The organism is Streptomyces sp. NPDC088915, assembly GCF_044749825.1.
Lineage (GTDB): Bacteria > Actinomycetota > Actinomycetes > Streptomycetales > Streptomycetaceae > Streptomyces.
Window position 1 is genome coordinate 538,274 of sequence record NZ_JBIVIR010000002.1, and the last position, 14,056, is coordinate 552,329.

The 14,056-nt window shown below is 71.9% G+C and carries 10 protein-coding genes; 6 read left to right on the forward strand and 4 right to left on the reverse strand.

The genetic code is table 11. The features are described 5' to 3' along the window. Positions 1-36: 36 nt before the first annotated feature. Positions 37-2,715, forward strand: coding sequence for an FG-GAP-like repeat-containing protein (locus ACIP5O_RS06000; RefSeq protein WP_401289067.1), 2,679 nt, complete (start codon positions 37-39; stop codon positions 2,713-2,715). Between the two features lie 82 nt (positions 2,716-2,797). On the opposite strand, the gene ACIP5O_RS06005 is transcribed toward ACIP5O_RS06000, so the two are convergent. After that, positions 2,798-4,267 (reverse strand): MFS transporter, encoded by a 1,470-nt coding sequence (locus ACIP5O_RS06005; RefSeq protein ID WP_401289069.1) that lies wholly within the window; start codon positions 4,265-4,267, stop codon positions 2,798-2,800. 52 nt (positions 4,268-4,319) lie between these two features. Between ACIP5O_RS06005 and dusB the strand changes: the two genes are divergently transcribed. From dusB to ACIP5O_RS06020, 3 genes are all read left to right on the forward strand, one after another. Next, a complete protein-coding gene (gene dusB / locus ACIP5O_RS06010) occupies positions 4,320-5,456 on the forward strand; it encodes a tRNA dihydrouridine synthase DusB (RefSeq protein ID WP_401289072.1) in 1,137 nt (378 codons plus the stop codon). Between the two features lie 355 nt (positions 5,457-5,811). Next, entirely contained in the window at positions 5,812-8,523 is a 2,712-nt protein-coding gene (ppdK, locus tag ACIP5O_RS06015; RefSeq protein ID WP_401289073.1) for a pyruvate, phosphate dikinase, read from the forward strand. Between the two features lie 600 nt (positions 8,524-9,123). Then, positions 9,124-10,149, forward strand: a complete 1,026-nt coding sequence (locus tag ACIP5O_RS06020; protein ID WP_401289075.1) for a helix-turn-helix domain-containing protein — start codon at positions 9,124-9,126, stop codon at positions 10,147-10,149. Here the strand turns inward: ACIP5O_RS06020 and ACIP5O_RS06025 are convergent. Continuing rightward, positions 10,119-11,273, reverse strand: coding sequence for an alkaline phosphatase PhoX (locus ACIP5O_RS06025; protein WP_401289076.1), 1,155 nt, complete (start codon positions 11,271-11,273; stop codon positions 10,119-10,121). The two genes, ACIP5O_RS06020 and ACIP5O_RS06025, sit on opposite strands and share 31 nt — an antisense overlap. Positions 11,274-11,592: 319 nt before the next feature. On the opposite strand from ACIP5O_RS06025, the gene ACIP5O_RS06030 reads away from it, so the two are divergent. Both ACIP5O_RS06030 and ACIP5O_RS06035 read left to right on the forward strand, forming a co-directional pair. Continuing rightward, positions 11,593-12,051, forward strand: coding sequence for a group III truncated hemoglobin (locus tag ACIP5O_RS06030; protein ID WP_356544683.1), 459 nt, complete (start codon positions 11,593-11,595; stop codon positions 12,049-12,051). A 130-nt stretch (positions 12,052-12,181) separates the two neighbouring features. Continuing rightward, on the forward strand, positions 12,182-12,595 hold the full coding sequence (locus ACIP5O_RS06035) for a VOC family protein (protein WP_401289078.1): 414 nt from the start codon (positions 12,182-12,184) through the stop codon (positions 12,593-12,595). Between the two features lie 12 nt (positions 12,596-12,607). On the opposite strand, the gene ACIP5O_RS06040 is transcribed toward ACIP5O_RS06035, so the two are convergent. Both ACIP5O_RS06040 and ACIP5O_RS06045 read right to left on the reverse strand, forming a co-directional pair. Continuing rightward, positions 12,608-13,375 (reverse strand): SDR family NAD(P)-dependent oxidoreductase, encoded by a 768-nt coding sequence (locus ACIP5O_RS06040; RefSeq protein WP_401289081.1) that lies wholly within the window; start codon positions 13,373-13,375, stop codon positions 12,608-12,610. Positions 13,376-13,461: 86 nt separating this feature from the next. Further along, positions 13,462-14,046: a TetR/AcrR family transcriptional regulator gene (locus tag ACIP5O_RS06045; RefSeq protein WP_401289083.1), complete on the reverse strand. Its 585-nt coding sequence runs from the start codon at positions 14,044-14,046 to the stop codon at positions 13,462-13,464. Positions 14,047-14,056 lie beyond the last annotated feature (10 nt).

A 14,056-nucleotide genomic window follows, 5' to 3' on the forward strand; every position in this document is an offset into this window, starting at 1 on the left:
CCCGGGCCCTTTTCGCGATCGAGAGGGAGAACGTCCTTGCAGTACAGAAGACCCGGCCCCGGGCGGACGAGGGCGGGCGCGTCCGCCCTCGCCCTCGCCCTGGCGCTGGCCGCCGCCGGACCGGCCGCCGGAACCGCGCACGCCGAGGGGACCGTGCTCGGATCCTTCGAAGAAGCCTTCAACAACACGGCCGTCACCCCGGCCTCCGCTTCGGGAGAGAACCCGAACAGCCCCGACTTCGACGGAGCGGGCAACAGCTACTCCGGCGCCCTGCTCAGCGCCGCCGGCTGGGAGCCCGGGGCGCCGATCACCGTCAACGGCACGGTCTACACCTGGCCGCGCGCGACCCGGAAGGGGGACAACGCGAAGGCCGTGGGGCAGACCTTCGCCCTGTCGGGCAGGGGCGACGCCCTCGGCTTCCTGGCCGCCGGCGACCACGGTCCCGCGCAGGGGGACGGCACGGTCACGTACACCGACGGCACCACGTCGGCGTACCGCCTCGCCGTGGAGGGCTGGGCATGGGACCAGGCCAAGCAGTCGGCCCCCGCGGTGACCGTGACGGACAAGGTCTTCACCCTGGAGGTCGGGAGCTCCTCCCTGAAGAGGCCGAACAGGGCCGGGGGCAAGAACGTCTACGCGGTCACCGTTCCGCTCGACCGCGCCAAGACCGTGAAGACCGTCACGCTGCCGACGGCCCCCGGCCTGCACGTCTTCTCCGTCGGCGTGCGCGACACCACCACGGCGCCCGAGGGCAGGACGTGGACGGGAAGCTGGGGCGCGGCCCTCACGCCGCCGGAGGGGATGGGTGAGGACCCCGACCGCTACTGGCCCGTGTGGAACGACCAGACCCTGCGCATGGTCGTCCACCCGCACAAGGGCGGTGCCGACACCCGGCTCCGGTTCGCGAACACCTTCGGGTTCCAGCCCGTCACCCTCGGGCGCGTCACCCTCGCCGAACGGTCGGCCAAGACGGGCGCGGCCACCGGAACCGTCCGCGAGGTGACGTTCACCGGCGGCCGGACCATTCCCGCGGGAGGCGAGCTGGTCAGCGACCCGGTCGAGTTCCCCGTGGTCGCCGGCCAGGACCTCCTGGTCAGCGTCCACCTCCCGCAGAAGGTCATGGGCGCACCGGTGCACTCCAACGCCCTGTCGAAGACGTACGTCGGCGCGGGCGACCTCACGGGCCAGGCCGCCCAGACCGGCTTCACGGAGAGCAAGTCCAAGTGGACCCTGCTCAGCGGCCTCGACGTGGAGACCACGGGCTCCCCGGGAACCGTCGTCGTGATCGGCGACTCCCAGACCGACGGCGCCCACAGCACCGAGGACGCCAACAAGCGCTGGCCCGACCTGTTCGCCAAGGTGCTCGCCGGCGACCCGGCCGCGCCCGGAGTCCTGAACATGGGCCTGAACGGCAACAAGATCCTCCAGGACCACGGCAGCAAGGTCACCGTGGCGGCCGGCACGCAGGCGAACCTCCTCGACGTCGCGGGCCCGGCCGCCCTGAACCGGCTCGACCGCGACGTGTTCGCCCAGCCCGGCGTCCGCCGCGTGGTCCTCTACGAAGGGGTCAACGACATCCTCTACGGGGGTGACGGCAACGGCGCGGACGCGCCCGCGATCAAGGCGGGCATCGACAGGATCGTGGCGGACGCCCGGGCCCGCGGCATCGCCGTCACAGTCGCGACCGTCCCGCCGTTCGGATGCCGGACCGCCGGAGCCACCGTCTGCTCCAGCGACCCCGGCCACGAGGAGGTCCGGCAGGACGTCAACGCCCACATACGGGACCTGCCCGACCACGTCGACCTCGACCGCGCCACCCGGGACACCGCCGTACCGACCCGGCTCGCCCTCGCCTACAAGACGACGAGGACGAAGCCCATCGACGACCTGCACTTCAACGACACCGGCACCCAGCGCCTGGCCGACACGTTCGCCGCGGCGGTCACCGGAACGTCGAAGGCCCTCTCGCAGACCGCGGCGGCCGACTTCGACGGCGACGGCCTCACCGACCTCCTCGCCCGGGACGCCACCTCGTCGACACTGAGGGTCTGGTTCGGCCGGGGGGACGGCTCGTTCGACCGCTCGCTGCACGTCACCAACGACTGGAACCACACCCAGACCGTCGCCGCGGACTTCACCGGTGACGGCAAGGCCGACATCCTGGCCAAGACGCCGAACATCTCCGAGGGGTCGACCGCGCCCGAGCTGTGGATGTGGCCCGGCCGCGGGAACGGCCACTTCGGCGAACGCACCCGCGTCACCCTGGGCTGGAAGTTCGAGCAGATGGCCGTCGCCGACTTCGACATCGACGGCAGGACGGACATCATCGCCGCCGAGGAGGGCACGCACCAGCTCAAGATCTGGGCGGGCACCGAGTCCGACACCGGCTACTTCAAGTACCCGCGGGACGTCACGAAGGGCTGGACGTACACCCAGACCGTCGCCGGGGACCTCAACGGCGACGGCGGGGCCGACATCATGGCGACCGACGCGAACCACGTCCTCACGAAGTGGATCCGCGATCCCGACGGCAGTTTCCAGAAGCCGCAGCCCGTCACCGAGGGCTGGACCCTCACCGAGACCGTCGTCGGGGACTTCACCGAGGACGGCAAGGCGGACATCGTGGCCCGGGACGCCAACGGGACGCTGAAGATCTGGACCGGCCGGGGCGACGCCACCTTCAACGGCCCCAGGGCCGCTCCCGTCCGCTGGTAGCGACTGGTAGCGACTGGTAGCGGCAGCGGGAAGGCGCGCGGGGGCACGGACGGGGACGATCGCCGTCCGTGCCCCTCCGCGTTCAGGACGAGGAGGTCTTCGCCCCCTCCCGGAGGCCCTCGGCGCCCTCCTCCGACCCCAGGCGCCGGGCCGTCCGCTCCGCCGTGCGCCGCGCCCACGGCCCGCTGGTCAGCGCGCCGACCGCCAGGACGGCGAGGCCGCAGCCCGTGATGATCCAGTAGGCCGGGCGGGCCGCCGCCACGAACGTCTCCGGGTCCGGCACCGACCCGGCCCCCGCCGCCAGGACCGCGCCGATCACCGCCACCCCCAGCGTCTGTCCCACCTGGCGGCTCGTCGAGGCCACCGCCGACGCCACCCCGGCCTGCGCGCGGGGCATCCCGGAGACGGCGGTGTTGGTGATCGGCGCGTTCACCAGGCCGAAGCCGATGCCGAAGACCACGTACCCCGCGAAGAGCAGCGGACCGCTCGTCTCCGCCTCGAAGGCCGCGAAGAGCAGCGGCCCGGCCGCCATCCCCGTCCCCGCGAGCAGCAGCGGCACGCGCGGTCCGCGCGCCCCCGTCAGGCGCCCCGAGAGCGGCGCGAAGACGAGGGTCATGCCGGCCATCGGCAGCATGTACAGGCCCGCGTGGAGGGCGGACAGACCGCGCACGTCCTGGAGGTAGAGCGTGTTCAGGAAGAGGAACCCGCCGAGGGCCGCGAAGGCGCACACCGCGATCACCGTCGCCCCGCCGAACGGCGCGCTGCGGAAGAACCGCAGGTCGATCAGGGGATCGCGGCGCCTCGGCTCGTACCGGAGCAGTCCGGCGAGCGCCACGGCCGCGATCCCGGCGAAGAGCGGGTCGGACTCGATGATCGCGTACGTGAGGGAGGCGAGGAGCGCCGCCACCAGGAGCTGTCCGACGGGGTCGGGGCGCCGGGGCCGGGGCGCGCGGGACTCGGGGACGTACCGCAGGGTCAGGAGCAGGGCCGCGAGGGCGACCGGCAGGTTGACCCAGAAGATCGACCGCCAGCCCACCGACTCCACGAGCAGGCCGCCGACCAGCGGGCCCGCCGCCATGGAGACGCCGACGACCCCGCCCCAGACGCCGATGGCACGCGCGCGGGCCGCCGGTTCCGTGAAGGTGTTGGTGATGATCGACATGGCGACCGGGTTCAGCATCGACCCGCCGACCGCCTGCACGGCCCGGAAGGCGACCAGGGCCTCCAGGCTCGGCGCGAGGGAGCAGAGCAGCGAGCCGAGCGCGAAGACGACGAGACCGGTGACGAAGACCTTGCGGCGGCCGATCCGGTCGGCCGTGGAGCCCGCGAGCATCAGCAGGGAGGCGAGGACCAGGGTGTAGGCGTCGATCGTCCACTGCAGGCCGGAGACGGAGGCGCCGAGGTCGCGCCGCATGGCGGGCAGGGCGACGTTGAGCGCGGTGTTGTCCAGGCTGACGATCAGCAGGCTCATGCAGCAGATCGCCAGGACGAGGAGCTGTCGCCGCCGGGGGAGCCGCTCCGGAACGGCCCGCCGGGATGTGAGGTCGGGCATGTTCGGATAGTACGACTAACTAATGACCGCCGTCGTGCGCGACAATGGGCGGATGACCGCGTTCACCCCCCTCGCCATCGGGCCGCACATCGTGCAGCCCCCGGTGGTGCTCGCCCCGATGGCCGGCATCACCAACGCTCCCTTCCGCACCCTCTGCCGCGAGTATTCGGGCGGCAAGGGGCTGTTCGTGAGCGAGATGATCACGACGCGCGCCCTGGTCGAGCGCAACGAGAAGACGATGCAGCTCATCCGCTTCGACGAGACGGAGAAGCCGCGCTCGATCCAGCTCTACGGGGTGGACCCGGTGACGGTCGGCAAGGCCGTGCGGATGATCGTCGACGAGGACCTGGCCGACCACATCGACCTGAACTTCGGCTGCCCGGTCCCCAAGGTGACCCGGAAGGGCGGCGGCTCGGCCCTGCCCTACAAGCGGCCGCTGCTGCGGGCGATCCTGCACGAGGCCGTGACCAACGCGGGCGACCTGCCGGTCACGATGAAGATGCGCAAGGGCATCGACGACGACCACATCACCTTCCTGGACGCGGGCCGGATCGCGGTCGAGGAGGGCGTCACCGCGATCGCCCTGCACGGCCGGACGGCGGCCCAGCACTACGGCGGCACGGCCGACTGGGACGCCATCGCCCGCCTCAAGGAGCACGTGCCGGAGATCCCGGTCCTCGGCAACGGCGACATCTGGTCGGCCGACGACGCCCTGCGGATGATGCGCGAGACGGGCTGCGACGGCGTGGTCGTCGGGCGCGGCTGCCTGGGCCGCCCGTGGCTCTTCGGGGACCTCGTGGCGGGCTTCGAGGGCACCGGAGCGTACGCGCAGCCGGGGCTGCGGGAGGTCGCGGACGCGATGGTGCGCCACGCCCGGCTGCTCGGCGAGTGGCTCGGCGACGAGGCACGCGGTGTCATCGACTTCCGCAAGCACGTCGCCTGGTACCTGAAGGGCTTCGCGGTCGGCTCGGAGATGCGCAAGAAGCTGGCGATCACCTCGTCCCTGGACGAGCTGCGCGCTCAGTTGAGCGAGCTCGACCTGGACCAGCCGTGGCCCGTCGGCGCGGACGGCCCCCGGGGCCGTACGTCCGGAAACAACCGAGTCGTCCTGCCGGACGGCTGGTTGAAGGACCCGTACGACTGCTCCGGCGTGAGCGAGGACGCCGAGCTGGACACGTCCGGCGGCTGAGATCCGGCCTTTCCCGGGGAGTGATCCTCGCCACCCTTGAGGGGGTGGGTGCTCACATGAGCAGGTTACGAACGACTGCACCGCCTGAAGGGTGGCACCCGGTGCCACCCTTTTTGCGTTCAGGGGTTGAACGCAAAAGTCGCGATGATCGCTCACTTGAGCAGCTTGCCTCTGTTTTGAGTCATCGCGCCTTCGGGCTCTGAAAGCGGAAGCTACTGCTCGGTTACTTTCGAAGCGCTGGCGGACGGGTGGTTAAGACCAGCTGACCGCTAGGCGTACCTCCCTAGAAGCCTTCGATCTGGGTATGTTCCTCGCCGTCAGGGCAGCCAACCGAGTCGTCGAGGAGTCGTGGCCCGTGTCGGAAAACAATGATCAGAAGTTCGTCTACGACTTCACCGAGGGCAACAGGGACCTGAAGGACCTGCTCGGTGGCAAGGGCGCGAACCTGGCCGAGATGACCAACCTCGGTCTGCCGGTTCCCCCCGGCTTCACGATCACCACCGAGGCGTGCAAGGTCTACCTGGAGAGCGGCTCGGAGCCGGTCGAGCTCCGCGACGAGGTCAGCGCGCACCTCGACGCCCTGGAGCGGAAGATGGGCAAGAAGCTCGGCCAGGCCGACGACCCGCTGCTCGTCTCCGTCCGCTCGGGCGCGAAGTTCTCCATGCCGGGCATGATGGACACCGTCCTCAACATCGGCCTCTCCGACGAGTCCGTCGTCGGCCTCGCGCGGCAGGCCGACAACGAGCGCTTCGCGTGGGACTCGTACCGCCGGCTCATCCAGATGTTCGGCAAGACCGTCCTCGACGTGGACGGCGAGCTCTTCGAGGACGCCCTCGACGAGGTCAAGGCCGCCAAGAAGGCCGCCAGCGACACCGACCTCGACGCCGCCGACCTCAAGAAGGTCGTCAAGCAGTTCAAGAAGATCGTGAAGGCCCAGACCGGCCGCGACTTCCCGCAGGACCCGCGCGAGCAGATGGACCTCGCCATCGAGGCCGTCTTCAACTCCTGGAACACGGACCGCGCCAAGCTCTACCGCCGCCAGGAGCGCATCCCGGGCGACCTCGGCACCGCCGTCAACGTCTGCTCGATGGTCTTCGGCAACCTCGGCCCGGACTCCGGCACCGGCGTCGCCTTCACCCGCGACCCCGCCTCCGGCCACCAGGGCGTCTACGGCGACTACCTCCAGAACGCGCAGGGCGAGGACGTCGTCGCCGGCATCCGCAACACGGTGCCGCTGGCCGACCTGGAGTCGATCGACAAGACGTCGTACGACCGGCTCATGCACATCATGGAGACCCTGGAGACCCACTACAAGGATCTCTGCGACATCGAGTTCACCATCGAGCGCGGCCAGCTCTGGATGCTCCAGACCCGCGTCGGCAAGCGCACCGCCGGTGCCGCCTTCCGCATCGCCACCCAGCTCGTGGACCAGGGCCTGATCGACGAGGCCGAGGCGCTCCAGCGCGTCAACGGCGCCCAGCTCGCCCAGCTCATGTTCCCCAAGTTCGACGAGAACGCCAAGGTCGAGCAGATCGGGCGCGGCATCGCCGCCTCCCCGGGCGCCGCCGTCGGCAAGGCCGTCTTCGACTCGTACACGGCCGTCAAGTGGTCCCGCTCCGGCGAGAAGGTCATCCTGATCCGCCGCGAGACCAACCCCGACGACCTGGACGGCATGATCGCCGCCGAGGGCATCCTCACCTCGCGCGGCGGCAAGACCTCGCACGCCGCCGTCGTCGCCCGCGGCATGGGCAAGACCTGTGTCTGCGGCGCCGAGGAGCTGGAGGTCGACACCAAGCGCCGCCGGATGACCACCTCCGACGGCCAGGTCGTCGAGGAGGGCGACGTCGTCTCCATCGACGGCTCCACCGGCAAGGTCTACCTCGGCGAGGTGCCCGTCGTACCCTCCCCGGTCGTCGAGTACTTCGAGGGCCGGATGCACGCCGGAGCCGACGACGCCGACGAGCTGGTCGCCGCCGTCCACCGGATCATGGCCTACGCCGACCGCGTCCGCCGCCTGCGGGTCCGCGCCAACGCCGACAACGCCGAGGACGCCTCGCGCGCCCGCCGCTTCGGCGCCCAGGGCATCGGCCTGTGCCGCACCGAGCACATGTTCCTCGGCGAGCGCCGCCAGTACGTCGAGCGCCTGATCCTCGCGGACACGGACGCCGAGCGCGAGGACGCCCTCAAGGCCCTCCTGCCGCTGCAGAAGCAGGACTTCGTCGAGCTCTTCGAGGCCATGGACGGGCTGCCCGTCACGGTCCGCCTCCTCGACCCGCCGCTGCACGAGTTCCTGCCCGACATCACCGAGCTGTCGGTCCGCGTCGCCCTCGCCGAGTCCCGCAAGGAGCCGCACGAGAACGACCTGCGCCTGCTCCAGGCCGTCCACCGGCTGCACGAGCAGAACCCGATGCTGGGCCTGCGCGGCGTCCGCCTCGGCCTGGTCATCCCCGGCCTGTTCACCATGCAGGTCCGGGCCATCGCGGAGGCCGCGGCCCAGCGGATCGACGCCAAGGGCGACCCGCGCGCCGAGATCATGATCCCGCTCGTCGGCACCGTCCAGGAGCTGGAGATCGTCCGCGAGGAGGCCGAGCAGGTCATCGAGGAGGTCCGGGCGCAGACCGGCGTCGACCTCAGGCTCGCGCTCGGCACCATGATCGAGCTGCCGCGCGCCGCCGTCACCGCCGGACAGATCGCCGAGGCCGCCGAGTTCTTCTCCTTCGGCACCAACGACCTGACGCAGACGGTGTGGGGCTTCTCCCGCGACGACGTGGAGGCGAGCTTCTTCACGGCCTACCTGGAGAAGGGCATCTTCGGCGTCAGCCCCTTCGAGACCATCGACAAGGACGGCGTGGGCGCCCTGGTCCGCAGCGCCGTCGAGGCCGGCCGCGCCACCCGCCCCGACATCAAGCTCGGCGTCTGCGGCGAGCACGGCGGCGACCCGGAGTCGGTGCACTTCTTCCACGAGGTGGGCCTCGACTACGTCTCCTGCTCGCCCTTCCGGATCCCGGTGGCGCGCCTGGAGGCGGGCCGCGCGGCGGCCGGGTCGAAGGGCAGCGACAGCCGCTGAGGCGGTACGGGCCGCTTCTGAACCCCGGTTCAGGAACGGGCCCGAGCCCCTGCTGAACCCCCGTTCAGCAGCGGGTTCACCGAACCCCCGGGGCCGCCGCCGGCCCACCTCACCACCCTCACCGGCGGGCGGCGGCTCCGGATTCACAGGGACGGGACGGACACCTTTGTGCGGAGGTGTCCGTCCCGTCGTGTTTCTCCCGGGGGCCCGGCCGCTCATTTCGCCCGGCCGTCGATCAGATGTGGATTCATGTTCAATTACGGCCGATTGATTTATTGGCCATTGAACTTTTCTGTTTCCGCGCCGCAAAGAACGGGACGGGCGCGACCCCCGGATCCCCACCCGGAGGCCGCGCCCTTTACCGATGCCGGGCAGGTGAGCCGCAACCCTCGCCGACCGCCGCCGGACGGGCAAAGCCCCCCACGGTCTTCACCACGTCACCTCGGTCCAGAAGGTTTCCTGCCCGACCCGTACAGCTTTTCGGTTCCGCCCCGTTCGCCGCGACGCTTTTCAACTGTGGCTGAAACACCCTGGTAACGTGCAGTGATGCTGTGCATACTCGTCGTCGGGGGTGGTTGCGAGTGCACAGGTGGGGACCTCATGCTGCGGATTCATTTCACCGGAAACGACTTGGCGGGGGTGCGGACGGCGGCTCGGCCGGATGTTCTGTGGGAAACGATTCTGAGCTTTCACCGTTTAAGGGACCGGCGCGGCCCGGTCGTCTACGGAGAATGGCGGGCGGAGGCGCGGGCGCGGCTCGGCGGTGAGACCCGCCTCCTCGCCGCCCTCGTCCCCAGCAGGGGCTATTTCCCCGACTTCCTGACGCCCGCCGAGGGCGTCAACGGCCTCGACGAGGGCCTCCAGGCGATCCGCGCGACCGACCCGGGCCGGCTGCGCGGAGAGCTCTCGCTGCTCGCCGCCGACCGCTCCGGCGGACGGACCGTGCCCCACTCGCTGCGCGCCCTCGCCGACGGGGGAGCGGAGCCCTTCGACCGGCTCGTGGGGGCGCTGCGCGGCTACCACCGGGCCGTCGTCGAGCCGTACTGGCCGCACATCCGGGCCCGCGTCGAGGCCGACCGGGCCCGCCGCGGCCGGGCCCTCCTCGACGGCGGAGCCGAGGAACTCCTCGCCTCGCTGCCGCCGATGCTGCGCTGGCGCGCGCCCGTCCTGGAGGCGGACTACCCGGTGGACCGGGACGTGCACCTCGACGGACGGGGGCTGCTGCTCCAGCCCTCGTACTTCTGCCGGGGGACCCCCGTCGTGCTGCGCGACCCCGCGCTGCCGCCGGTCCTCGTCTACCCCGTCACCCACGGCGAGGCGCCGACCGTCCGCGCGCCCGGCGGCTCCTCGCTCGCCAAGCTCGTCGGCCAGACCCGCTCCGCGGTGCTGCACGCCATCGGGGACGGCGGCACGACCAGCGAACTCGCGCGCCGCGCCGGGGTCTCCCTCGCCTCGGCCAGCCAGCACGCGGGCGTCCTGCGCGAGGCCGGGCTCATCGCGACCCTGCGCCACGGCAACGCGGTCCTGCACACCCTGACGCCGCTGGGCGCCGCACTCCTCGGCGGCGCCCAGCAGAAGAAGGTGGAGCTGCGCTGTTACGCGCGGAACGGGCCGGTCACCTCGTAGGTGATGCCGCCCGAGGAGCTGCCGCTCGTGCCCCGCTGACTGGAGAAGTACAGCCGCCTGCCGTCGGGGGAGAAGGCCGGTCCGGTGATCTCCGAGCCGGACTGGCCGTTGATCCGCAGGAACGGGGCGACGACGTCGTCCGGGGTGATGACGCAGATCTCCATGTTCCCGCCGTCCTCGGCGACGTACAGGTCGCCGGAGGCGGTGCCGGTGACGTTGTCGACGCCGGTCAGCGGGGCGCCGCCGGAGACCAGCGAGTCGTCGTAGGCCAGCTCGTACGTGCCGGCGGCGAGGTTGACCTGCCAGACCCGGTTGTCGCCCTTGGTGGTGAACCAGACGGTGTCGTTCGCGTAGTAGCAGCCCTCGCCGCCGTTGAAGCGCTTGGCGCCGGAGACCTGGTCGCGGGTGACGGTCGGGGAGCCGTCCGGGTCCGGCACGTTCTGCCAGGTGAAGGTGCCGGAGGTGGCCGTGGAGGCCTTGAAGACCTGGAGGGTGCCGGAGGAGAGGTTGCCCCAGGTGGTGGGCAGGAAGCGGTAGAAGCAGCCGTTCGTCTCGTCCTCGGTCAGGTAGATCGCCTTGCGGACCGGGTCGGCCGCCGCCGCCTCGTGCTTGAAGCGGCCCATCGCGTCCCGGCGGTGGGCCGTGCCGCCCCACGGGTTCGACTCGTAGACGTAGCCGAGGGACACCTCCTCGCAGGACAGCCAGGTGTTCCACGGGGTGGCGCCGCCCGCGCAGTTCTGCCGGGTGCCGGAGAGGATGCGGTACGCGCCGGTGATCGTGCCCGCCGAGTTGAACTTCACCGCGCTCGCGCCGCCGCTCGGGTTGACCTCCGAGTTCGAGACGTAGATCCAGCCGGTTCCGTCGACGAAGCAGGCGCCGCCGTCGGGGGCGCTGTGCCAGGCGTACGAGGTGCCGGCGACCGTCTGGCCGGACCGGGCGATCACCCGGCTGGTGAACCCGGCCGGAAGCTGGATGCCGTTCGCGTCCGCCGAACCGAGCGCCCCGTAGGGGCCGGCGCCGGGCTGGGCCGGGGCCGCGAAGGCCGCCCCGTGCCACAGGCTGCCGCCGAAGGCGGCGGCCGAGGTACCGATGACCGCTCCGCGCAGGAAACCGCGTCGCTCCACGTCTCACTCCCGAGAAGGATGGTGAACCGCCCCGTCGCACCGGTCGGCTACGGGGTCGCGCGTCTCCGGAACCTAGGAGTGGGGAATTGACGGGGCGTCAACGAGCGATGAAGGGGAGACGGCGGGTGGGGGGCGGGGGTACGGGGCGGAGGCCGTAGGGGTACGGGGTGCGGGGGCGGAGGCCTTGGGGGTACGGGATGCGGGGGCGGAGGCCGTAGGAGCACGGGGTACGGCGCCCGGCCCCGCGCGGGCCCGGTTCCGCGGGGGCCCGGGACCTTCGGCACTGGGGGAGCGGCCGGGGCCGGGGGACACTGGGGGCATGCGTGCCACCCGGGACATCAGCGACCGCGCCGACCTCGACGCACTGCTGCGCCGCTTCTACACCGAGGCCTTCGCCGACCCGCTCATCGGGCCCTTCTTCACCGAGGTCGCCGGCACCGACCTGGAGGCCCACCTCCCGAGGATCACCGACTTCTGGGAGCGGGCCCTGTTCCGTACCGCCGCCTACGGGCGGGACGCCTTCGCCCCGCACGCCGCCCTCCACTCCGCCCGGCCGCTCACCGCCGCCCACTTCGGGCGCTGGGTCCAGCTCTGGCGCGCCTCCGTCGACGGCCTCCACGCGGGTCCGCGCGCCGAGCGGGCCAAGGCGCAGGGGGAGCGGATCGCCCTGGCCATGCTGCGGCGGCTCGCCGGACCCGACGCGTCCACCGGGGCCGAGGGACGGAACGGCGGGTTCGTCCCCCTCGCCGCCCTCCGGCTGCGCACCGCCGCGGCCTGACCCCGAAGGGCCGCGCCGGGTGAAAAGACTTTCCGGCGCGGCGATGAGTTCCGGGCGGCGCCCCCGTCCTACCTCTCGAAAGCGCCGGAACGCACCGAGCGGGCCGGCCGACCGAGGAAGAGGGAACGCCATGGCCCCGCAGATGATCTTCGTGAACCTGCCCGTGAAGGACCTCGACGCCAGCAAGGCGTTCTTCGAGAAGCTCGGGTACTCCTTCAACCCGCAGTTCAGCGACGACACCGCCGCCTGTCTCGTCATCAGCGACACGATCTTCGCGATGCTGCTCACCGAGAAGAAGTTCAAGGAGTTCACCGCCCCGGGCAAGGAGGTCTCCGACGCCACGAAGGCCACCGAGGTCCTGATCACGCTGAGCGCCGAGAGCCGCGAGAAGGCGGACGAGCTGGCCGACGCGGCCCTCGCCGCCGGTGGCACGCCGGCGAAGGAGCCGATGGACATGGGCTTCATGTACGGGCGCTCCTTCACCGACCTGGACGGCCACCACTGGGAGGTCTTCTGGATGGACCCGGCCGCCGCCCAGGGCTGAGCCGTCGAGGGCTCAGGCCGCCACCCCGCCGTCGATCACGAGGTCGGTGCCGACGGCGGAGCCGGCCGCGTCCGAGGCGAGGTAGAGGACCGCCGCCGCGACCTCGGCGGCGGACGAGATCCGGCCGAGCGGCGACTCGCCCTTCATCCGGACCTCCCGCTCGGCCTCGGTCTCGCCGGGCCGCAGCGACATCGTGGACTCCGCCGCCCCCGGGCTGACCGCGTTGATCCGGATCCCGTCGCCGACGTGGTCCAGGGCCGCGGCCCGGGTGAGCGCCGACACGGCCGCCTTGGAGACCTGGTAGCCGAAGAGGCCGGGGACCCGGACGTGCGCGCCCAGGTTGGACGAGACGTTCACGATCGCCCCGCCGCCGTGCGCCCGCATGTGCGCCACCTCGGCCCGGAGGGCGTGCAGCACCCCTGTCACGTTGACGTCGAGCAGGGCCTGCCAGTCCTCCAGCGGGAGGTCGGCGGCGCTGTGGCCGCCGCCCCGGAAGATGCCCGCGTTGTTCACGGCGACGTCCAGGCCGCCGAAGAGCTCGACCGTGCGCCGGACCAGCTCCCGGGTGGAGTCGGCGTCGGTCACGTCGGCGGTGACCGCCGCGGCGGTGCCCCCGGCGGCCCCGACCAGGGCGACCGTCCCCTCCAGGGTCTCCGCCGTGCGTCCCGCGGCGACGACCTTCGCGCCCTCGGCGGCGAAGGCGAGTGCGACGGCCCGGCCGAGGCCGGAACCGGCTCCGGTGACGAGGACGACGCGGTCGGTGAAGCGTGCGGCGGTCATGGAGGATCTCCTTCTGTTCTTGACCGTACGTTCCAGTATCAGGGCCGAAGAAAGGGCACCCTCGCGGGCGCCCGTCCCCGGTCCGCTCAGTCCAGCAGGGCCAGCGCCTGCTCCGCCGCGTCCCCGACCCTGGCCGGGTCGCTCGACGCCTTGCCGACCACCCGTATGCCCTGCATCAGGACCAGGAGCATCCGGGCCAGGGCCCGCGGATCGCGGTCCGCCGGGAGCTCGCCCCCGGCGCGGGCCCGGACGAGCGCCGCGTGGAGCAGGGTCTCCAGCTGCTCCCAGCTCAGCTCGACCCGGCGGGCCACCGCCGCGTCGTGCGGCCCCAGCTCCGCCGCCGAGTTGGTGACGAAGCAGCCGTTCAGACGCCCCTCGTCCGCCGTCGCCTCGGCGGCGAACCGGCGGACGAGGGCCCGGACGCCCGGCAGGGCGGGGCCGGGCGCCGACAGCTCCTCGACGATCCGGGGGTCCTGGGTCTCCGCGTACCGGTCCAGCGCCTTCAGGTACAGCTCGTGCTTGCTGCCGAAGGTCGCGTAGATGCTGGCGCGGCCCACCCCGAGGTGCTCCACGAGCTCCGCCATCGTCGTCGCCTCGTAGCCGCGCGCCCAGAACAGTTCGAGGGCTGCCCGGAGCGCGGCGTCCGGATCGAATTCCTTGGTCCTGGCCACGGCGGGACCC